The sequence below is a fragment of the Sulfurimonas sp. genome, from assembly GCF_026988655.1.
Lineage (GTDB): Bacteria > Campylobacterota > Campylobacteria > Campylobacterales > Sulfurimonadaceae > Sulfurimonas.
This window is the reverse complement of record NZ_JALSKT010000018.1, coordinates 22521-43242: the sequence shown is the minus strand read 5'-3', so window position 1 is coordinate 43242 and position 20722 is coordinate 22521. Positions and strand designations below refer to the sequence as shown.

Sequence of the window (20722 nt, the reverse complement as noted above, 5' to 3'; positions counted from 1 at the left end):
TAACCCTCCCTTGAGCCTACTTTAATTCGCTCCAGTTATCTCCGATATTTAATGAAGCTTTGAGTGGAACACCTAACTCCATAATACTTTCCATAATTTCTCGGAACTTATCGCCAAAAGCCTCGGCTTCTTTGGCATCAACTTCAAAAATGAGTTCATCATGAATCTGCAGTAACATCACTGCGTTTAGCTTTTCATCTTCTATGACTTGATGTACTTTATTCATACTTAGTTTGATCAAATCAGCCGCACTTCCTTGAAAAACAGAGTTTACAGACTCTCTCTCAAACGCAGCACGAAACATAGGTGTCGCATTTTCATAATCAAAATATCTTCTGCGTTTGAGCAGTGTTTCTACGTAACCATGTTCTTTAGAACTCTCTACAATAGAGCGAAAATAGCTTTTTACAGTAGGAAAAGATTCAAAATACTTTTCTATAATCTCTTTTGCTTCTTTTGTAGTAATGCCCAAAGTATCTGAGAGTTTTTTCTGTCCCATTCCATATAAAAGTCCAAAGTTTACCGTCTTTGCTATGTTTCTTTTTGCTTTTGCTTCTTCTTCGCCAAAAAGTATGATAGCGGTTTGCAAGTGAATATCTTTGTCATGCATAAAGGCATCCACTAAAACAGGGTCTTGTGAAAAATGCGCAAGTAAACGCAGCTCTATTTGAGAATAATCAATCCCAATGAGTTTTTTGCCTTTTCCTGCTACAAAAGCTCGACGAATTGTTGCACCAAGTGGTGTTCTTGTAGGAATGTTTTGCAAGTTTGGATTTTTAGAGCTTAGTCGTCCAGTTGCCGTTCCTGTTTGAACAAATGAGGTATGGATTCTATGTTTTTCATCTGCATCAGCAAGTTTTAAGAGTGGTTCAATGTAAGTTGAGTAGAGTTTATGTACCTCACGATACTCTAAAAGTTTAGGAATTATCGCATGTTTATCTTTTAAAGAACTCAGTACTTTTTCATCTGTAGAGTATCCAGTTTTTGTCTTTTTACCTACGGGGAGTCCGAGTGTTTCAAAAAGTACAACGCCAAGCTGTTTGGTTGAGTTGATGTTAAACTCACTGCCAGCAAGTGCATAGATGCTTTTTGTTAAATTCTCTAGCGTTGCTTTTACCTCAACTAAAAAATCTTCCAAAAACTTCGTATCGACTTCTATTCCCTCTTTCTCCATTTTTAAGAGTGTTTTAATAAAAGGGATTTCAACTGTTTTTGCCTCTTCTATCAGGTATGTCGCATTTTGAAGCTCTAGTTTTTGTAAAAAGAGTTTATAAAGTTTAAAAGTTATAAGCGCATCTTCAGCAGCATAGTTACAGGCATCTTCAAGATTCACACTTGCAAATGTTTCACCTTTTTTGACAGTATCTTTAAACGCAACCATCTTATGACCTAAGAGCTTGTCTGAGAGTTTATCTAAACTTAGCGCAGACTCCGAATTTATCAACCATGCTAAAACCATACTATCACTATAAATCTCTAAAGAATCATCTTCTAAAAATCGTGTAACAAAATGTAAATCAAACTTAATATTGTGCCCAACAACACGAGAGTTAAATATACGTCGCATGGCACTTTTTGCCACTTCTGGACTCACTTGGTCTGTTACACCAAGATAAAAATGAGCAAAAGGAACATAATACGCTTCAGCCTCATCCACACAAAAGCTAAAACCGACAAGCTTATCATTTGCATAATCAAGCCCGGTTGTTTCAGTATCAAAGGCGACAAGTGTCTCTTTATCAAACTTCTCAAGCACTGCGTTTAAGGCTTTTTCATCTGTGATAAGTGTTGCTTTATAGGCTAATGTTGCAGTTTTTTCTTCATTTTCTGTTTGTGTTTTTTGTGCACTCTCTTGACGCTCTTTACTCACCATGTTTTTGGCATGGAGTGTTCTTAAAATCGCATTTTGCTCATACTTTACAAGTTCATCATAAATATTTAAAAATGGATTTTCCACATCCATTTTATACTCTTCAAAATCAAACTCACTACACGGAAAAATATCTGGATGCAAGGTTACAAGCTCTTTTGACATATAGGCTTGTTCTTTTGACTCTATAAGCTTTTTTTGTGTTGCCCCTTTGATTTCATCTGTGTGTGCATAAATATTATCAAGCGTACCATACTCTTTTAAAAGTTTTTCAGCGCCCACCTTCCCTATACCTTTGACACCAGGAACATTATCCGCACTATCACCTAAAATTGACTGATAATCAATAAACTGTTGTGGCGTCACACCATACTTATCATAACAAGCTTTTTCATTAATATATTTGCGTTTAATAGCATCAACGATCACAACTTTCTCATCATCTATCAGTTGATACAGGTCTTTATCATGAGAAACAACTCTTACCTTATAGCCTTTCTCTTTTGCACACTTCACTACTGTAGCTATAATATCATCTGCTTCAAACCCACTCTTCCCAAGTGTTTTGTAGCCCATCTTATTTATCCACTCGATCGCTACTGGGAGTTGCTGTGTTAATTCCGGCGGTGGTGCACTACGATTTGCTTTATAATTTTCATCTATCTCATTTCTAAAGGTGTCACCCTTTGTATCTATAGCAAAAATAATATAGTCACTGTCGTGATCTTTTTGTAGTGTAGAGATAAAGTTCGTAAAACCTGTTAAAAGACCAGTAGGAAAACCCTCTTTGTTTCTCAAGTGTTGAGGCAGGGCGTAAAAGCTTCTAAAAAAGAAACCAAAAGTATCAATAACGGTAACTGTTTTACTCATTAGTTCTCCTCAATTATATCAAGCATATCATCAATGGCATCTTCAAGAATTTCATGATCATACCCAGCATCTCTTGCTTGTCTAAGTCCAAAGTTTATAGACTGTTCTGAAAAAGGTTTATTTATTGGTAAAATTGTTTTTACAATATGCAGCGCAGTAGCATATTCTCTAAGCTCTTCTGGCGCAGCAGCAGGATTGTCTGCGTACTTAATCATATCAACAAATTCTTTATCAAAATCCCAATGTTGAAATATCTCAGCTGTTACTTCAGAACTCGTAACATTGACATAAGATCTTTCAACTTCAGCAATATTGTTTGAAAATTCCAACTCTGATTTGAAACTTAAATCTTCATCTTCTTGAATAAGATAACTTGCTATCAAGATTTTTCCTGTCTCTTGTAAAAATGCTGCTAAATATAAGTCTTCAGCTTTGTGTCTATCGACCTTGTTATACCATTTAAGGATTAGTGTTGCCTGCATTGATGAAATCTCAGCGAACTGTTCACTTGTTACATTGTAAGGTTGCATATCAACATTCAGTAACTTTCTAACAGAATTACCAAGTGCTATTGAACGTGTCATGCTCATACCAAAAAGTGACACCGCCTGTGCTACATTTTTTATCTCTTTTCCAAATCCATAGAGCGGTGAGTTTGCATTTTTTAAAAGATTTGCCACTATCATTGGGTCATGTTGAATAACCTTTGCAAGTTCCCCTACTCCAGCTTCTTCATCAGCATAAACCCTGTTAATATCCATAATAGTTTTTGAAAGAGGAGGAAGGGATTTTATACTTTCTGTAATTGAGCTTTGCATCATAAGCCTTTATATTTTTTTTCTTATTATATCACAGAAAATTCTCTTCAGCTTTGTGAGTTATAACTATTTACGGTAAATCAAAACTCAAGTCATTCTCAGCTTGACTGGGAATCTAGCTTATAATTTCATATAGTTTTGAAGTTATCTTAGTTTTGATTTACCACGATAACTATTAAAATAACTTATGCTATAATGACACCAATAAAGTAAACAGTAATTTAATGGAGTAAGACATGAAAAGTATTATGCTTAAAAGTACATTTGCACTTCTTCTAGCAGCTTCACTCACTGCTCAAACAACAACCTGTGAAACGCTTGATGCCAGTATTGAAAATCTTGGAACAACTGTTACAAACCAACAAACACTTGTCTCAAAACTTTCTGATGACATAGGTGTAATGTCTGAGAGAATTCTCACAATGGCTAATAAAATAGTAGCAACTGAAAAACTACTCTCAGACACACTTTTAGCACTCACAGGCAATGCTGCTCTTAGCTCGCTGGCAAATAGTGTCATCCTAACAACACCAACAGACAGCTCTATCGCTTCAAAAACCACAGCACCAACGATAACAATCACAACAGCCCCGAGTGAATATCTTTTGTATGTTTCAACTACACCACTTTTTGAGGCAGGAAAAACTATAACACTCTACATAGACTCTACAGCAACACTCAACAGTGCATGGCTTCGAGTTGCTGACTTTGCGGCAAGCAACTCTGATGTAATCTATATAGCTGTTAAGGTATAAACAACAATGTAATATCATCACTCTCAAATGGTGTCAAACTTACCCTAGAATAAGGAGACAATCAAAATGAAAAGGATAATTCAAAAATCATTTTTGCTTGTTTCTTTAGTTGTATTTAATGGCTGTGATGAGACAAAACAAGACACAACAACCTATCTTTGTCCAACTGAGAATGCACTTGAAGTCAATGCTCTCACGCTCAATGTTCATGACAACACTTTTGATACAACAACAAAACTCTTAGAAGATATGAATAAAACACTCCTTTCTTTTGACAAAGTAAATAATGGGAACCTCTAAAAAACAAATATTTACTTGTTTCATCCCAGAGTAGACTATTTCCTGATGATCAAAGTATAAAAACACTTTTCTCAGATCCTATAACACTTACAAAAGCTTGGGATAGAGCCATCTCAAACACTGACAATAGTAAAGACCTCTACGTAACTATCTTAGAAGTAGATGAAAATGCAAGTATAACAAATCTTACAAATGGTCTTTTAGTAAAAAGTTCTCAGTTAAACTAGCTACTTCTTTGGCTGAGAGTCCATTGATATCTACTGTTTTACTTTTACTTCCGAGTGTTCCATATACTGCTGCGTTTGTTTTGTTAAACAGCGCAAGCACTCTTGCACCTGAAGCAGAAGCTAAATGCAGAGGACCCGTATCTGCACTAACATAGATATCACAAGCACGAAAAAATGCACCAAGTGCTCGAAGATTTTTGTTTGAGTATTCTAAAACATCATCATTCAATTTTGTTACAATATCTGGCGAAAGTATATCTACTACAACAACACTCTTATCAAGTTTCTTGAGTGAGTCAAACCACTCTTGCCACCATGCATCTGGGATTTTTTTATCAAATCTTGCATTTCTAAAAAGTGCTATCACTTTTGTATTTTTGGCAATACTATTTTCTTGTAGAAGTCTTTGAAGTTCCTCTTTTGCATTATCTATTTCTTCATCACTCAGTTGTATATCTAAGAGCGTTTCTTTTGAAGGAAGAGCAATATCAAAGAGCTTTAAAAGCTCAAGTGTTTGATGCCCTGAATGTTGATAAAGTTTTTCTTTTTTCACGGCATGTGTTAAGGTTGTGAAATTTTTCGTCTCAAATCCAGCTTTGTATTTTGCATTCACCAAAGAGGTAACAATCTCTGAACTTAGAGATCCTGATGAGATATTGATTGCTACATCATACTCTTCTTTTCGTGCATCTTTGATAAATCTATAAAGCTCGATGGGATGTAGTAGTAAAGCACGTGGGATACTTTGCACATTTTCTACGTTTGGCATTCCTTGGAGTATCTCACCTGCAAGCTTCATGCCTACTATGACATCTACTTTCGCCTGAGGCATGGCTTTTTTTATTTCATTTATCAAAGGTGTTAAAAAGATAATATTACCTATACGGTAATTGGGACGGATGATAACAATCTTATTGATTTTACTTTTATCCAAAGAACTTTGTACTTCACCAACGTGAACAATTTTTGAAATGATTGCATAAAGATATCCTCGAAAGGCTCTTCTTAATTTTGTATGTAAAGGAATTTTCATATAAAATTATACAAATTTTTTCTTTAACTTTAGGCTTTTTAGAAGTGCTAATAGTGTAGAATATCACTATTATAATATCTGGAGAAAACTTGAAAGAAATAATCAAACGATTTTGGCCCTACATCAAAGAGTATAAACTTTACTATATGCTTGTTATTTTTGGTGGACTACTTATAGTTATATCTACTGCTGGAACAGCTCAGATCATGAAACCTATGATGGATGAGATGTTTATCCAAAAAAAAGAGGAAATGCTTTATCTTATTCCTTTTGGACTTATTGCTATTTATCTTACAAAGGCAGTGGGAAAATACATACAAACCGTATTTATGGAGTATATCGGACAGAGTATTGTTACTCGATTTCGAGAAATTTTACTCCATAAAATGATAACTCTTGATATGGCATTTTTATATACAAACAGAAGTGGAGAGCTTATTTCTCGTATCACAAATGATATTGGTCGTATTCAGTATTTTGTATCCAATATGCTTCCTGATATGTTTCGAGATATCATAACTGTCATTACTCTTATTGGCTATATAATATATCTCAACCCTCTTCTCTCTTTTTATACGCTTATTGTTGTTCCCTTAGTTATCTATCCACTTATGATGATTGCAAAAAAACTTAAAAAGTATTCACACCGCTCTCAAAGCAAAAATGCTGATTTAGTTTCAAGACTTACAGAAGTATTTAACAATAGTGAAATTATAAAAGCAAATAATACAGAAAAGTTTGAGATTGAACGTTATAGCGTTGAAAACTGGAAATTTTTTAAAATAAATATGAAAGCTATCTATGTAGGTGCCTTAGTATCACCTATGTTGGAAACCATAGCGGTTTCTGGTCTTGCTATAGTTGTTTATATAGGTGGTAGAGAAGTATTTGACGGGAAAATGACTGTTGGTGAATTCACTGCGTTTCTAACTGCTGTTGGACTCGTTTTTGAGCCTATTCGTAAAATCGGTGGCGTCTATTCAAAAATTCAAGACGCAATCGCTGCGAGCGAAAGAGTTTTTGAGATTATAGATACAAAAAACAAAATTATAGATGGTGATAAAGAGCTTAAAGAAGACATTAAAACTATAGAGTACAAAGATATCACACTTAAATATGAAAATACAAATCTCCTAGATGGCATTAATTTAAAAATATCTAGTTCACAAAACATCGCTCTTGTTGGAGATAGTGGTGGCGGAAAATCAACATTTATGAATATGTTACTGCGTTTCTATGACCCAAGCAGTGGAGAAATCCTCATCAATGGTACCAACATCAAAGAGTTTACACAAAAGTCTTTAAAACATCACATAGCATTGGTAACACAACGTATCTATATCTTTCAAGATACCCTCGCAGCTAACGTTGCATATGGAGAAGATGTGATAGATGAAGCTAAAGTAATTGAGGCTTTAAAACTCGCAGATGCTTATGACTTTGTACAAAATCTTGATGATGGCATCCATACAATGATGGATGAGGCAGGTGCAAACCTCTCAGGAGGACAAAGACAACGTATAGCAATCGCACGTGCGATATACAAGCATGCCTCTCTTTTACTCTTTGATGAGGCGACATCAGCACTTGATAATGAAACAGAGAAGAGAATACAACATGCACTACAAGAGTACACAAAAGATAAAATCACCATTACAATCGCGCACAGACTCTCAACGATTGAACATGCTGATAAAATCTTAGTACTACAAAAAGGGAAAATCGTCGCAAGTGGCACACATACTGAACTGCTAGAGAGTTCAGATGTTTACAAAAAACTAGCTGGTCATTTTAAATAATTTATGATTTATGACAATCGAGTATAGTTTTTTGAGGATTGGCTATATATGTGTAGCCATTGTAAATAGTAAACGTTCCATATAAAATAACTGCAACTGAAGAGAGACTCATCATCATATTTCTAAAGCTAGTTGCTGAAGCAAGTGATGAAAGAAAGCCTAGAGAAAACATCGCAGGCATTGTACTCACACCAAAGATAAACATCACTAAAGCCCCATATAGAGGACTTGCTGTACTCGCAGCAGTGATAGCAAAGAAGTAAACAAATCCGCATGGTAGCAGACCATTTAGCATCCCTAAAATAAAAAAACTTGCATTTGATTTTGAGTGTAAAATTTCTTGAAAAGATTTTTTATAAAAGCTTGAAGAAGAGATGGAATGTTCTATGATAGTCAAAAATTTAATTTTTCCCATCAAAGAGAGTCCTGCTAAAATCATCGCAATACCAGCAATGATAAGCAGTATGCCATTAGCATTATTACTAAATACGACTACTCCCCCAACCCAGCCAAACAGTAAGCCTAAAATCGTGTAGGTAAAAACACGCCCAAAGTTATAAAGAAGATGAGCAACTGTTTTAGATACTTTTGAGCTTTTTGGTTCTATTTTTATAGTCGAATAAGCCACAACAATACCACCACACATACCTATACAGTGTCCAAATGAACCTAAAAAAGCGATACTGATAATCGTCAATAAACTAATACTATCCATACTTTATTTTCCTAATATCTGTTTTCGTATCTTGGGGTTTTTCAGCGTTTCACCACGAAGCACTTTTAAACGCATTGTGTCAAAATCAATCATACCATCTTTTTTCTGTGCGTACGCTCCAAAGCCAAATCCCATCGGTGTTGTTTCATTCAGTGAATAGTACGCTTTTTTTGCATCTATCCATTTGTGCGTATCTCTACTCGTTACCCAGATGATGGCACTATCTTTAAACTCTTTATCTTCTAGCCACTGTACAAAATCTCCATGATCATGAAAAAACCATGTTCTTCCATCAGGAGCTATCACCTGAGAAGCATAATCAAGGTCATCTATAACCATACCACAAAAGCTGTCTTGAAATTTATGTACTTGCATTGTAAGTGGTAGTTTTTTAAGATTGCCTTCTTTAATGACTACCATATGCTGTACTTTTGCTAGAGAAAGAAACACAGTCACTATAACTAAAACTAAAATGGCTATAACAATATAAGGCATTATTTTTTTCATCTTCTTCTTTTACCTTTTCCTTGGTCATCATATTGTAAAAATTTTTTTAAATCTTCTTGCATTTTATCATCTAAACTATCCCAAATAGCTTTTTTTTCAAGATATCTTGGATAATTTTCTGTTTTTGATTTTTTAATGTCACGAATTAGATAATGATATCTTACTATTTTTTTCGTATATTCACTTATAAAAGGCCAATTTTTTATGATTTGGTAGCTTCTTTCTTCATGGTCTGTAAAACTCCACTCATTAAACTCATAATCCTCTTTATCTTTTTTAAACGCAGTAAAAGGCTTTCCTACATCATGGAGTAATCCTGCTGCAAAAAATTTCATACCGCCACCTTTTAGCGCATAATACGTGACACGAAGTGTATGCAAAAAAACGCCATGCTGATGATAATTGTTTTGTGTAAAAAACAATGAGTCTAAAAATGGCTTTGAAAATATTTTATTGTTTGTTGTATTCATAAATACTCCTTTGCCATCGGATGACAGATTGCAACAGTATCTTTTAGATCCTGCCTTTGTATATGTGTATAAATTTGCGTAGTCATCAAAGATGCATGCCCTAAAAGCTCCTGCACTACACGTAAATCTGCTCCGCCACGTATCAGAGAAGTCGCATAAGAGTGACGTAAAACATGAGGGGAGACCCCAAGGTATTTTTGTGTAATTTTATAAGCCGAAATTCTACTGAGTTTTCCACCTTGATAATTACACCAAATATACTCTTTATTAAAAGTACAGGCTTCTAAGTAAGTATCTATGGCCTCTTTGGCAACTCTAGCCAAGGGAACAATACGCTCTTTTTCACCCTTGGCATGACGAATGTGCAACCACTCTCCTTCTATATCACGCAAAGATAGTTCAAGACATTCGCTAATGCGTGCTCCACTTGCATACAAAAAAAGTATCAAAGCGTAGTCACGTTTACCTATCCATGTACTTTTATCTATTAGATCTAAAGCATTTAAAATAGCTTCATAAGATAAAAATTTAGGAAGCAGTTTTGGTATTTTAGCAAATTTAAGTTTTGTTTTTTCCTCACTAAACTGCTCCTTATAACAAAAATCAAAAAAGGCATTCACTGAAGAGAGTTTTCTATTGAGTGTACGCTTATTTGAATAAATTGCTAAAAAGGAAAGAAGATTTTGTGTATTAAGTTGTATAAGTGGCTTGTTAAAATGTTCTTCAATAAGAACTAAATCATTCTGATATGCTTGAACACTCTTTTTACTTAAAGCCTTTGTTACAGTAATATACTCTAAAAAGGCTTCTAATTCGTTTGACATCTATTCTACTAAAATTTTCTCGTCATTAACATAAAAAACTTTTCCTGCAGTAAACACAAAACCATCGTGAATATCTACGTCTTCTACAGTGTAATCAAAAGTTTTTTTATCTATCGTGATTATATAACCCTCTTTTTCCAGTGCATAGAGTTTATCTTCACTACTTATAAGCCCTAAAAAGTGTGCAAAAGGAAACTTTACTTTTTGCTCAACTTGTAAGTCTGGTGTCAATGCTATAACTTCGCCCTGCTTTGTTGTGATATATATTGTTTTATCATCATAAGCAATATTTCTTATCTCATACTTTTGACGTAGCTCTTTTTTCGTTAAAGAGAGCATTTTAGAATTACTTAGTGCAATAATTTTATTGTCAACAATTTTAAAGTTAATGATATTGTTAAAATAATCTTGAGATGATACGATTACTGTTCGGAGACGTTTTTTGAGTTTTGTATTTACAATGACTACTTTTCCATCAAGCGTTGAAAAAATGAGTAAATCATTCATAAAATAAGGATTGACTATTCGCATATCTGAAGCAACAGACTTACCACCTTGCTCTTTAAACAAAAGTGCTTTACTTGGAATATCATAGAGTGCCATCTCATCATCAGCAAACATCACAGCAAGCATATCATTATCTACACTAGCACTTGCAATAGTTTTTTTAAGTTCAAACTCTTTTGTTTTGTTTTGATCATCTTGAGATCTCAGTGTCAAGTTTCCATCAATAGTTGCACTCAAAATCCAACCATCACTTTGAGAGATAATTCTTTGTTCTTTATCTATTTTGACATTTATAATGCCATTTTTACTCAGAACTCTTCCATCTTTGAGTAAAGCTACATTAGAAGATCTATCAACAATCTTTGATTTTAAAGGAGCATATTTTTTCCACTCCCCAGAGACTACTTTAGGCTCATACACCTCTTTTGTACTACAAGCAGAAAAAAGTAGCATAAATAAAGGAAGAAAAAGAAGATTTTTTTTCAATGCTATTTCACTCCGTAATGCATTAAAGCTTTTGCTACAGTTGCAAGTGGAGAATCAATACTTATCATTTTTAGTTTTGAATGTGCCTCTTTGATTTTACCTTCATTCATTAATATAATGGCAACTTGTATCTGTGCTAAGTCTTTATATATCGCACCTTGTTTCTCAGCATAGGCTTGCAATTTTTCTTTATCTTGTAAGTTTTGAGCCTCTTCATACGTTGCAAGATCATTAATCAAAAGTGCCTTAGAAGCTTCAAGCTTTTGTAAATCTTTTACATTTTTACTGACAACAGCTTGTGAATAAAGCCACACATCATGCAACTCAGGACTTAACGATTGCAGGTTTTTCAGTGCTGCTGTATCTTGAGGGTTTGTTTTCAAAGTTAATAGAGCTGCGTTTGCTTCTTGCAATGTATGCTCTTTATTCACATCATAAATGATATTTCCAGCTACAAAAAGAGCAATAACAACTACTGAACCTATCATTGCATTCTTATATTTTTTTACAAACTTTTCAGTCACTACTGCTTTTTCGAAAAACTTCTCTTCTGAAGTAAGTTCCTCTTTAACCATCCCAATATTATCTTTTAAGCTCAAAAACTGTTCCTTTATTTTTTTAAAAGTTCATAATATTACCCATAACTAAGTTAAAGTTTCATCAAATCCATGTGCAATACTAAGTTTTATATGATAAAATTTAATAAATAAAATATTTATAGGATATCAAATGCAAGTAGATGACGCACTCTTAACTAGATTGGAAAAATTATCTTTTTTAAAAGTTAATGATGACAAACGTGAAGAAATAATCGCACAATTATCTGAAATTGTAAGTTTTGTGGATAATTTAAGTGAACTTGACACCCAAAATGTTGATGGAACTTTTGCTATGAGTGAGAGAGCTACTCCACTCAGAGAAGACATTCCACAAAACAATCCAACAATTAGTAAAGATGTTTTAAAACATGCACCAAAAAGTGCTGATGATTTTTTCATCGTTCCTAAAATTATAGAGTAAAAAATGCTAAAAGTTTATGGCATCAAAAATTGCGACAGTGTAAAAAAAGCCCTGTCGTTTTTTAAAAAACATGCGATTGAGTATGAACTGTTTGATTTTAAAACAGAAAAACTACCTTGTGAGAAGATCTCTTATTGGAGTTCAAAAGTTGATATGAAAACGCTATTTAACACGAGAAGTACTACATATAGAAATCTAAAGCTTAAAGAGTTAAACCTCGATGAAGAGGGACAAAAAGAGTGGCTTTGCAAGGAAAACCTTTTGATTAAACGCCCAGTAGTGGAGTTTAATGATCAAGTTATCGTAGGCTTTAATGAAGAAATATACCAAAGGAGTTTCTTATGAGTGAAGAAGTAGAGAACCAAAGTTCAAACAAAACTTTAGATATCAAAAAACTGTTAAAAAGTGTCCTAGCTTTTAAATCATCTGATTTACATCTTGTTGTAGGAAGTGAACCTCAGATTAGAATTGACAAAGAGATCCGCGCTTTAAATCTTCCCGTACTTAGTGCTAAAGATGTTGAAGAGATGGCTTACTCACTTATAGAAGACAAACAAAAGAAAGAGTTTGAAGAACATAACGAACTTGATTTTTCATTTGAGCTTAAAGAGATTGGACGTTTTCGTGCTAACTATTACCGTACTATTCACGGAATTGCCTGTGCATTTCGTATGATTCCTCTTGAAATTCCAACACTTGATGAGTATGGAAATCCTCCAATATTTAAAGAACTTGTAAAAAAGGAAAAGGGTCTCATTCTTGTTACTGGTCCAACCGGAAGTGGTAAATCAACAACCCTTGCTTCCATGCTACACGAAATCAACATGACAGAAAGACGACACATTATCACCATCGAAGACCCAGTTGAGTTTGTTCATAAAAATATAAAATCTCTCTTTTCCCAACGTGATGTAGGGAGCAATACCAAGTCTTTTGCGGCAGCTTTAAAGTATGCACTTCGTCAAGATCCTGATATTATACTTATTGGGGAAATGAGGGATGCTGAAACTATTGGTGCGGCTCTAACTGCTGCTGAGACAGGACACCTTGTTTTTGGTACACTGCACACAAACTCAGCTCCAGGAACGATTAACCGTATCATCGATGTTTTTGCAGGTGAAGAACAAGCACAAATTCGTGCACAACTTGCATCTTCTCTTGTTGCTGTTATTTCTCAGACACTTATTCCTCGTATTGGAAGTGGTAAGGTTGCAACACAAGAGATTCTCATTACCAACCCTGCTGTTCAAAATCAGATTCGAGAAGATAAAGTCCATCAAATATACTCACAAATGCAATTAAATCAGCAAGAAACGAATATGACAACACAAGCACAGCAACTCATCGAACTCCTTCAAAAAAGAGTTATTTCAAGAGAAAATGCTTTAAAAAACTCTAACCGCCCAGAAGAGTTAATGAAAATGCTAGAAGGACTCTAAAGAGTCTTTCGAAACTTTATCATCTTAAACCTTTCACCTAAAAAATTTGGCATAATCAACATTTTTGCTTTCTCAAGTTCTTGTTTATATATCTTTTCATCAGCATTATCTTTTAAGATCTCTAAAAGATCTAGTATTCCCATATCAACAAGAGCAACCATCTGAGCTTTTAGCTCGATATATGTGGTACCTGCAGCCTCGTAGGCATCTTTAACATGCGCAAAGGTTACGTCATACGTGATATCGCTCTTTGCAAAAAGCTCCTCACGTGGAATATACTCTTCATTCTCTTTGGGAGTAAAAAATGGTATCACTGTATGTTTGGCATAAATTCTAAGTGAGAAGTCAGGACGTGCTTGCATCTCTCCATAATCAAAACTCATAAATTCAAAACTTTTTGCTGCGTTTACCATCTCTTGTGCAAATTCTTCATAGCCTACAGCTATCTCGCCTCTATCTTTATGATACTTTTTAGCTTGAGCCCTCACCCATTCATCTTCTACATCAAACTCTACATTATGATTTTGTACACTTGCAGTTTTACCTTTATAATAAAGCTCACAAGGGAAAGCATCAAATATTTCATTTGCAATAAAAAAAGCATTATCGCATTGTAATTCACTCAAGCTTTTATAATGTGTCAACTGCACCGCGTCGCCAAAACTTTCTTCAAAATATCGTGTTTGATGTGCTTGTAGGTCATCAAATTTCTCAATAATCACAAACTTAAAACTAGAAAGGAGTTCAGGTCTGAGTGTATAAATAAATTCACACACATCAGCCAAAAAGTAACCATGATGCGCCCCTATCTCGCATATTACTGCGTTTGACTTTAAAAAACCTTCATCTATCAAAGAGATAATATGTTTAGCAATTGTTCCACCAAAGAATTTACTTGTACTTACTGCTGTATAAAAGTCTCCACTTTTTCCTATATTTTTATATGTGGCATAGTAACCATTTTCGCCATACAGCCATTGTGTCATATACTCGCTAAATCGCATTTTTATCCTTGCTTTTACTTTTTATCATGGAGATACATTTCATATAAGTTAAGAAGTTCTAACTGTTTATCCATCTCATATATTTTGGTATCAAGTGTTTGAATTTTTAATGAATTTGAGAGAGTATCAACATCATACTTTGTTTTATAGCCTGCTGCATACAGTTTGTTCGTATCTTTAAGCAGTTTTGCGTAAAGTTTTTTATTTTCTTTTGAGAGTTTTATCTTTTTGTTAAAGTTCTCTATATTTTGCATCACCTGATTATAGAGTGCTCTTAGCTCTCTCTCTTTATCTGTTCTAACTACTTGGGATTTAAGATAGTCCACTTTGGCAGATTCTATATCTTTAAAAGTATTTAAATCTATAGGTAGTGAAGCTTTAAAACCATAATCATAGAAATTAAGTTCATTTGAATTATTAACAAAATTTTGTCCAACCTGAAAGACTTGATTGGATGTTTTTTGCCAATTATATCCCGCTGTTAGATTGATACTTGGGAGATATTTTGCTACTCGTATCTCTTTTGCATATCTATTTTTCTCTATCTCTGCATCGCTTTTTTGCAGTACAATATTGTGTCCTAAAAATTCTTCTCTTGTGATAGAATCTAAATGTAAGACATTGGCCTTTTTGTAATCCACATCACTTAAAGCTTTCAGTCTGTTAATAAGTCTCTCTTTATTTGTTTGTATATCATATAATGCTTCTGTGACGATATTTTTTTGAATAATAGCATTATCTAAAAAGCCCGAATCCAACTGTCCATTTAAATATTGCTCTTTTTTTTGTGCTAAATTAATCTCAGAGTTTTTTATCTGTAATTTTTGCTTTTTTTCTCTGTACCCTGTCTGTTTTATCTGCATTAAAATAGCAATGGCATCTTTTATCATTTTACGTTTTGCAACATCAATAGATACATCATTGTACAACTTGCTTGCATTTGCAAATTTAATACCGTAGTAGATTCCACCACTTTGAAAAATAGGCTGATCCATACGTATAGACGCATTTTCATTGAGTTGCTCTGAGGAAAATGGGTTACTCTTAGAGTAACTATAATTCAAACGCAGTGGTGCTATCCACGAATCTCGTAGTTTTGAACCCTCTGCTTCACTCTTTTCATAATCATATTCAAACTGTTTATTCTTATAATCTGAGATAAACTTATCTAATGAAGCATTATTTTCATTTGCAAAAATGAAACTACTAGAGCTGAGACATAGCAGTACTAAGAGCTTGAAAGCCTTCATCTATTTCCTCTTTTGTTATTGTAAGTGGTGGTAAGAAACGTAGTGTATTTCTCCCTGCTTTTAAGACCATCACACCATTTTGACGTGCTAAGTCTATAATCTTTGCCAAGGTATCAGCATCTTTTGCTCGAAGTCCACACATCATGCCAATACCTACTTTTTGAGTAAATACATCACTGTTTGCTTGATAAAAATCCTCCAAAGCTTTGTTAAACACTCTTGAAGTATTTTCTAAATCACCACTCTTTTTGAGCTCGTCTAAAATATCTACAACTTCACACACTGCTCGTGCACTTAAAAAGTTTCCACCAAAAGTAGAACCATGATCACCCGCACTGAGTACTTCTTTGAGTGTTGTCATTACAATTCCTACAGGTACACCACCACCCACACCTTTTGCTAAAGTAATGATCTCAGGTTCAATTCCATAAGCTTGTGAAGCTGTAAACTCACCAATACGATAAGCTCCAGTTTGTACTTCATCAATGATAAGTGGAATCTCTTTTTCTTTCAAAAGTTTCGCTAAAGCCTGTACTTTTTCTTTATCCTGTGGCTCTACACCACCCTCACCTTGAATGAGTTCTATCATGACGCCAGCCGTATGATCATCAAGTAAAGAGGCAATTTCATCTATACCATCAGCATAAACAAAACCATCAGGAAAAGGACCAAAATAGTTATGCATGGACTCTTGACCTGTCGCTTTTACTGTTGTTATCGTACGACCATGAAAAGAGTGGTTTAGCGTAATAATTTTATATCTTTTTATCTCTCCATCACGCTCTCCATGTTTTCTTGCTATCTTAATAGCCCCTTCATTTGCTTCAGCACCAGAGTTTCCAAAAAAACACTGCATATCATAAGCACTTGCTTCTACAACTTTTTGTGCAGCAAGAGCTTGAGGTGCTATATAGTATAGATTTGATGTATGTGTCAATGATGCAACCTGCTCACATAAAGCCTTTGCAACTCTTTTATTTCCATGTCCAACACTAACCACACCGATACCTGAAGTAAAATCTATATATTTTTTTCCCTCATCATCTTCGAGTGTTGCATTATCACCTTTTACAAACGCAACATCAGCACGTCCATATGTTGGCAGTACATATTTTTTATCTAATTCTTTTATATTCATAATTTATTATGCCTTTTACTTTTTACTTATTTTAACTTTATTTTCTTGAAAAACAGCAGATTTTCCTTCATAAGAATGTTTTGAAGAGGTTAAATTATTTACACCTTCAGTGCCACTGTAAATAAGTACTGAATCTTCTCGTAAATCTTCACTATTTTTAACTTTTAAAACAAGGCTGCCATTCTCTGAACTAATTGTAATCTCTTCTTCATCAAGAAAACCTTGTGATGGATTCAAATATACATATTGTTCTCTTTGAAACTGAGAGTTTAAGCTTTTTGAACTTTTTGGCGTAAGTAAATACAACTCATCCTCTTTTTCTTCTTGGGGAGAATCAAACTCCTCTAAAAATATAAACTCTTTATCTTTAGTATCAAAACCATTTTTATAGGCAACCGTATCTCTATTTTCAACTTCTACACAGCCGTTTATCTTTAAAACACCAAAATTTTTAAAATGTTCGAGATATTCACTTTCATCTTTTATCTCTATAGCAAATTTTTCACACATTCTTTTTGCCAAATCATATTCACTTATGCCTATCTCGCTTTCAATCTGTTTATTCATCAACATCAATCCATTATGAGAGTAAGAAGTTCGCAGGTCATCTTTTTCTAAAAATGTTTTTGCAGGTATAATTAAGTCTGCAATTTGAGATGTTTCATTTTCATACAATCCAAAATAGACAACATTTTCTACTCTTTGCATAGCATTTTTCACTCTTTGGGTATCAGGCATTTGCCCAAGCGGGTTTGCTCCTTGAATAAACACAGTTTTAAAATCATCAAACGCAGTATTTACTTTTGAGACTTTTTTTGATTTTGTATTAAATGGAGACTCTATCCCCTCTTTTGAGTTACCAAGATATGCAACCCCACAACCTTCTTTACCAAACATCCCAAGTGATACGGCAAATGCATCTATAGCACGCATGACATCTGCACCATCAAGATATTTTTGAATACCAACACCACAAACAATAGCAACTTTTTTGTCAATACACATACTTAATATATCACCTATATCACCGAGAGTGATGCCGATATTTTCAAGTGTTGTTTTAATACGTACACCTTGTGTAAGTTCATAATATTCATCAAATTCACTTGCATATTTTTCAATAAATTCTTCATCAAGAGTATCATTTATATGAACAAAACGTGCTAAAAGTAAAGCAAGAAAAATATCTGTATGTGGTTTGATTTGAACAAACAGATCAGCCATCTTCGCCACTTTTGTTTTTACTGGGTCGATAACGATAACTTTTTTCTCTTTAAGAATTGGAAGAAGATGAGAAGAAGTCGTATGCGGATTTCTTCCCCAAAATATTACAACATCAGATTTTTCAATCTCTGAAAATGGCATATTTTTATTGCTTCCACGACCTGCAATGATGCCTGCTTCACCCGCACCATCACATAAGGTTCCATCAGTTAGTACTGCCCCAAGTCCTGCAAAGAAATGGTCTGTTACTTCCTGCATTAAGGCAAAGTTTCCACTCCCTCTATAATGCAATATCTCGCTTTTCAATGTAGAGGAGAGTATCTCTTGTAATTTTTCAAGAGCCTCATCCATACTTATCTCAGCACCTTTATATCGCGCTTTTTCTATTCTTTCATATTTATCATAATGATTGATATGTGGACATAAAAACCCATTTGTATGACCATCTTTAAAAGGCATCAATTTACCATCATCATAAACAATGCCACAAGCATCATAACAATCTAGGGGACATGCTGTAATACTACTTTTCATTTTTACTCTCTCTTAATTCTACTTTTACTAATTTTGAAAACAGATTCGGAGCATTAACAATAATCTGTGCTTTATATTTTGATATATTTTTACTGTCTGCTATAGTAAAAATTCTTGAGACTCTATATTTTGTTTTTTGCCCATTGATATAAATAATCTTATTTACTGCGTTTAGCGCGTCATCTTCATTCAAATAAATGCTTAACAAACCTTTTGATGTGTCTGCAACTGTAGCCAATGGGGTAGCTACAGTGACCACTTTCCCTGCTTTAACTTTTAAATCATAAAGAACAAAGCCTTTCAATGAAATACTTTTATCGTGAATATTTTTGAGTAACTGCGCTTTTCTTAATTTCAGATCTGCTATATTTGCCTTTAAAGAATTCACCTCTTTTTGTATCGCCAAAAAACTGTTTTCATTGTTAATAAGGTCATAAAACTCTCTATCTTTTTCAACTCGTGATTTTATACTTAATTTAGCAATATTCTCATAATTTTCACGTTTTCTTTTTAAAGATTCCCTCAAGTTCGACAGGACTTTTTCATTTACCTCTAAAGTATCTTGAAAATAACTCAGTTTATTATTTACTGCGTTTAGCTCATCTTTATCTAACTCAGCATCTATGAGTATAAATGGCTTTGAAGAGAGTTTCTTACCAAGCATATTTTCATCTGCATACAAAACAGCTCCAGTTACATTTGAGGAAATGTCTCGCACTTCATAAGGTTCCACTTTTGAATAATAAACCTTAGAAAAAGCAAATGTAGTTAATAGAAATAGAATTATGAAAATTTTCACGGAAGCACCTTTGAATTTAATGCCTTTATTTTAACATTTCAATACTAACATTCAAGCATATTTCATTTTATTTCTGCTAATATTAAGAGATAAGTGCCTGACAAGAATAAATATCATAATTCAATGACATTTATTCTTGTCAGGCACTTGTTTAATGAAAAGGATTTTTATGGCTTTACTAGATAATGTGGATGCGGCTACAAACTTAGCAAAAAACAATGAACTTCAATTACTTGTATTTAGAGTAAGCGAAAGAGAAGACTCAGCTTACTATGCGATAAATGTTTTTAAAACACGAGAAGTAGTAGAATCAAAGAACCATTATCTCACACAAATTCCATCGGCACACCTTTTTTTAGAAGGGACTATTATCTTACGTGATTTACAAATTCCTATCTTAAATTTACCTGCATGGTTAGATGTGACATTGACTAAAGAAGAGATTAAACGCTCAAACATTTTAGTATGTGACTTTAATGGGGTCATAATTGGATTAAGAATAATGTCTGCATATCGAGTTATTAAAAAGAACTGGGGAGAAATGCATGCACCTGATAGTTATAGACTTAAAGATGATGGTGTCATCATAAACGACACAAGACTCGAAGATGGTAGCCTTTGTCTTATCCTTGACTATGAAAAACTTCTTGCAGATGTACTACCTCAAGCGCTTGTTGATGTGGAGAGAGATACAGAAGCACTAAAAGACATTGCCCTACCTGAAAAACTCATCAAGGGTACGGTGTTGATTGCTGAAGATTCAAAAACTGCTCAAAAGCATTTAACCCTTCTTTTTCAAAAAGCAAATATTAATATGAAACTGTTCAATAATGGAAAAAAACTTGTTGAGTATATAGATTCTCTTGGAGATAGTGCCAATGCTATTGTGCCAGCTATCATTACAGATATTGAAATGCCTGAAATGTCAGGTTTTACAGTCATCCAAACGCTCAAAGCAAATCCTGTTAGCAAAAATATTCCTATCATTGTAAACAGTTCTATGACGGGAGATAACAACAAAAGAGAAGCAGAAGATTTAGGTGCTGACGGATTTATTGATAAAACAAAAAGTCACAATGTTATACCACTTATCGTAGAAGCAATGGCAAGATATCAATAATTATAAAAATAGA

21 protein-coding genes are annotated in these 20722 nt (G+C 34.0%); 7 read left to right on the top strand and 14 right to left on the bottom strand.

Features of this window, described 5'->3' with window-relative positions:
- Positions 1–16 precede the first annotated feature (16 nt).
- Together polA and MV052_RS02100 are read right to left on the bottom strand one after the other, a co-directional pair.
- Positions 17–2740, bottom strand: a complete 2724-nt coding sequence (gene polA, locus MV052_RS02105) for a DNA polymerase I (protein ID WP_297440510.1) — start codon at positions 2738–2740, stop codon at positions 17–19.
- Positions 2740–3558 (bottom strand): HDOD domain-containing protein, encoded by an 819-nt coding sequence (locus tag MV052_RS02100; protein WP_297440508.1) that lies wholly within the window; start codon positions 3556–3558, stop codon positions 2740–2742. Before MV052_RS02100 ends, polA begins: the two co-directional genes overlap by 1 nt.
- A gap of 236 nt (positions 3559–3794) precedes the next feature.
- On the opposite strand from MV052_RS02100, the gene MV052_RS02095 reads away from it, so the two are divergent.
- Positions 3795–4313 carry a hypothetical protein gene (locus MV052_RS02095; RefSeq protein ID WP_297440506.1) on the top strand — a complete coding sequence of 173 codons (519 nt, stop codon included), beginning with the start codon at positions 3795–3797 and terminating at the stop codon, positions 4311–4313.
- Between the two features lie 66 nt (positions 4314–4379).
- Positions 4380–4613 carry a hypothetical protein gene (locus tag MV052_RS02090; RefSeq protein WP_297440504.1) on the top strand — a complete coding sequence of 78 codons (234 nt, stop codon included), beginning with the start codon at positions 4380–4382 and terminating at the stop codon, positions 4611–4613.
- A gap of 186 nt (positions 4614–4799) precedes the next feature.
- Here MV052_RS02090 and MV052_RS02085 read toward each other — a convergent pair whose 3' ends face one another.
- Complete coding sequence (locus MV052_RS02085) at positions 4800–5873, bottom strand: glycosyltransferase family 9 protein (RefSeq protein WP_297440503.1); 1074 nt, start codon at positions 5871–5873, stop codon at positions 4800–4802.
- 89 nt (positions 5874–5962) lie between these two features.
- On the opposite strand from MV052_RS02085, the gene MV052_RS02080 reads away from it, so the two are divergent.
- Positions 5963–7672, top strand: a complete 1710-nt coding sequence (locus tag MV052_RS02080; protein ID WP_297440502.1) for an ABC transporter ATP-binding protein — start codon at positions 5963–5965, stop codon at positions 7670–7672.
- A gap of 1 nt (position 7673) precedes the next feature.
- On the opposite strand, the gene MV052_RS02075 is transcribed toward MV052_RS02080, so the two are convergent.
- Genes MV052_RS02075 through MV052_RS02050 form a run of 6 tightly spaced genes read right to left on the bottom strand, consistent with a single transcriptional unit; the run spans position 7674 to position 11780 of the window.
- Positions 7674–8387, bottom strand: coding sequence for a sulfite exporter TauE/SafE family protein (locus tag MV052_RS02075; protein ID WP_297440501.1), 714 nt, complete (start codon positions 8385–8387; stop codon positions 7674–7676).
- Between the two features lie 3 nt (positions 8388–8390).
- On the bottom strand, positions 8391–8894 hold the full coding sequence (locus MV052_RS02070) for a hypothetical protein (RefSeq protein ID WP_297440500.1): 504 nt from the start codon (positions 8892–8894) through the stop codon (positions 8391–8393).
- The gene (locus MV052_RS02065; protein WP_297440499.1) at positions 8891–9364 is read right to left on the bottom strand and encodes an HD domain-containing protein; all 474 of its coding nucleotides are present in this window, start codon (positions 9362–9364) and stop codon (positions 8891–8893) included. The genes MV052_RS02070 and MV052_RS02065 overlap by 4 nt, the downstream gene beginning before the upstream one ends.
- The gene (locus MV052_RS02060) at positions 9361–10188 is read right to left on the bottom strand and encodes a tyrosine-type recombinase/integrase (RefSeq protein WP_297440497.1); all 828 of its coding nucleotides are present in this window, start codon (positions 10186–10188) and stop codon (positions 9361–9363) included. Before MV052_RS02060 ends, MV052_RS02065 begins: the two co-directional genes overlap by 4 nt.
- Entirely contained in the window at positions 10189–11181 is a 993-nt protein-coding gene (locus tag MV052_RS02055; protein ID WP_297440495.1) for a hypothetical protein, read from the bottom strand. It abuts the gene before it with no gap.
- A 2-nt stretch (positions 11182–11183) separates the two neighbouring features.
- Positions 11184–11780 carry a hypothetical protein gene (locus tag MV052_RS02050; protein WP_297440494.1) on the bottom strand — a complete coding sequence of 199 codons (597 nt, stop codon included), beginning with the start codon at positions 11778–11780 and terminating at the stop codon, positions 11184–11186.
- A 130-nt stretch (positions 11781–11910) separates the two neighbouring features.
- Between MV052_RS02050 and gatC the strand changes: the two genes are divergently transcribed.
- Genes gatC through MV052_RS02035 form a run of 3 tightly spaced genes read left to right on the top strand, consistent with a single transcriptional unit; the run spans position 11911 to position 13640 of the window.
- Positions 11911–12201 carry an Asp-tRNA(Asn)/Glu-tRNA(Gln) amidotransferase subunit GatC gene (gene gatC / locus MV052_RS02045; protein ID WP_297440493.1) on the top strand — a complete coding sequence of 97 codons (291 nt, stop codon included), beginning with the start codon at positions 11911–11913 and terminating at the stop codon, positions 12199–12201.
- A gap of 3 nt (positions 12202–12204) precedes the next feature.
- On the top strand, positions 12205–12546 hold the full coding sequence (locus tag MV052_RS02040) for a Spx/MgsR family RNA polymerase-binding regulatory protein (protein ID WP_297440491.1): 342 nt from the start codon (positions 12205–12207) through the stop codon (positions 12544–12546).
- Positions 12543–13640: a type IV pilus twitching motility protein PilT gene (locus MV052_RS02035; RefSeq protein WP_297440489.1), complete on the top strand. Its 1098-nt coding sequence runs from the start codon at positions 12543–12545 to the stop codon at positions 13638–13640. The genes MV052_RS02040 and MV052_RS02035 overlap by 4 nt, the downstream gene beginning before the upstream one ends.
- On the opposite strand, the gene MV052_RS02030 is transcribed toward MV052_RS02035, so the two are convergent.
- The 5 genes from MV052_RS02030 to MV052_RS02010 are packed head-to-tail and all read right to left on the bottom strand — an operon-like array spanning position 13637 to position 19589.
- A complete protein-coding gene (locus MV052_RS02030) occupies positions 13637–14644 on the bottom strand; it encodes an SAM-dependent methyltransferase (protein ID WP_297440488.1) in 1008 nt (335 codons plus the stop codon). The genes MV052_RS02035 and MV052_RS02030 overlap by 4 nt on opposite strands.
- Before the next feature lie 14 nt (positions 14645–14658).
- A complete protein-coding gene (locus tag MV052_RS02025; RefSeq protein ID WP_297440487.1) occupies positions 14659–15894 on the bottom strand; it encodes a TolC family protein in 1236 nt (411 codons plus the stop codon).
- Entirely contained in the window at positions 15851–17032 is a 1182-nt protein-coding gene (locus MV052_RS02020; protein WP_297440486.1) for an aminotransferase class III-fold pyridoxal phosphate-dependent enzyme, read from the bottom strand. Before MV052_RS02020 ends, MV052_RS02025 begins: the two co-directional genes overlap by 44 nt.
- A 15-nt stretch (positions 17033–17047) precedes the next feature.
- Positions 17048–18790 carry a molybdopterin-dependent oxidoreductase gene (locus MV052_RS02015; protein ID WP_297440485.1) on the bottom strand — a complete coding sequence of 581 codons (1743 nt, stop codon included), beginning with the start codon at positions 18788–18790 and terminating at the stop codon, positions 17048–17050.
- Positions 18780–19589, bottom strand: coding sequence for an HlyD family secretion protein (locus tag MV052_RS02010; protein ID WP_297440484.1), 810 nt, complete (start codon positions 19587–19589; stop codon positions 18780–18782). The genes MV052_RS02015 and MV052_RS02010 overlap by 11 nt, the downstream gene beginning before the upstream one ends.
- 169 nt (positions 19590–19758) lie before the next feature.
- Here MV052_RS02010 and MV052_RS02005 point away from each other — a divergent pair, with 169 nt between their 5' ends.
- A complete protein-coding gene (locus MV052_RS02005) occupies positions 19759–20709 on the top strand; it encodes a chemotaxis protein (RefSeq protein ID WP_297440483.1) in 951 nt (316 codons plus the stop codon).
- Positions 20710–20722 lie beyond the last annotated feature (13 nt).

Bases quoted from the DNA above. Each gene is read 5' to 3' on its own strand.
- MV052_RS02020 (WP_297440486.1), bottom strand. From the start codon at position 17,032: ATGAATATAAAAGAATTAGATAAAAAATATGTACTGCCAACATATGGA.
- MV052_RS02040 (WP_297440491.1), top strand. From the start codon at position 12,205: ATGCTAAAAGTTTATGGCATCAAAAATTGCGACAGTGTAAAAAAAGCC.
- gatC (WP_297440493.1), top strand. From the start codon at position 11,911: ATGCAAGTAGATGACGCACTCTTAACTAGATTGGAAAAATTATCTTTT.
- MV052_RS02060 (WP_297440497.1), bottom strand. From the start codon at position 10,188: ATGTCAAACGAATTAGAAGCCTTTTTAGAGTATATTACTGTAACAAAG.
- MV052_RS02015 (WP_297440485.1), bottom strand. From the start codon at position 18,790: ATGAAAAGTAGTATTACAGCATGTCCCCTAGATTGTTATGATGCTTGT.
- MV052_RS02065 (WP_297440499.1), bottom strand. From the start codon at position 9,364: ATGAATACAACAAACAATAAAATATTTTCAAAGCCATTTTTAGACTCA.
- MV052_RS02090 (WP_297440504.1), top strand. From the start codon at position 4,380: ATGAAAAGGATAATTCAAAAATCATTTTTGCTTGTTTCTTTAGTTGTA.
- MV052_RS02085 (WP_297440503.1), bottom strand. From the start codon at position 5,873: ATGAAAATTCCTTTACATACAAAATTAAGAAGAGCCTTTCGAGGATAT.
- MV052_RS02075 (WP_297440501.1), bottom strand. From the start codon at position 8,387: ATGGATAGTATTAGTTTATTGACGATTATCAGTATCGCTTTTTTAGGT.
- MV052_RS02030 (WP_297440488.1), bottom strand. From the start codon at position 14,644: ATGCGATTTAGCGAGTATATGACACAATGGCTGTATGGCGAAAATGGT.
- MV052_RS02070 (WP_297440500.1), bottom strand. From the start codon at position 8,894: ATGAAAAAAATAATGCCTTATATTGTTATAGCCATTTTAGTTTTAGTT.
- MV052_RS02100 (WP_297440508.1), bottom strand. From the start codon at position 3,558: ATGCAAAGCTCAATTACAGAAAGTATAAAATCCCTTCCTCCTCTTTCA.
- polA (WP_297440510.1), bottom strand. From the start codon at position 2,740: ATGAGTAAAACAGTTACCGTTATTGATACTTTTGGTTTCTTTTTTAGA.
- MV052_RS02035 (WP_297440489.1), top strand. From the start codon at position 12,543: ATGAGTGAAGAAGTAGAGAACCAAAGTTCAAACAAAACTTTAGATATC.
- MV052_RS02025 (WP_297440487.1), bottom strand. From the start codon at position 15,894: ATGAAGGCTTTCAAGCTCTTAGTACTGCTATGTCTCAGCTCTAGTAGT.
- MV052_RS02005 (WP_297440483.1), top strand. From the start codon at position 19,759: ATGGCTTTACTAGATAATGTGGATGCGGCTACAAACTTAGCAAAAAAC.
- MV052_RS02095 (WP_297440506.1), top strand. From the start codon at position 3,795: ATGAAAAGTATTATGCTTAAAAGTACATTTGCACTTCTTCTAGCAGCT.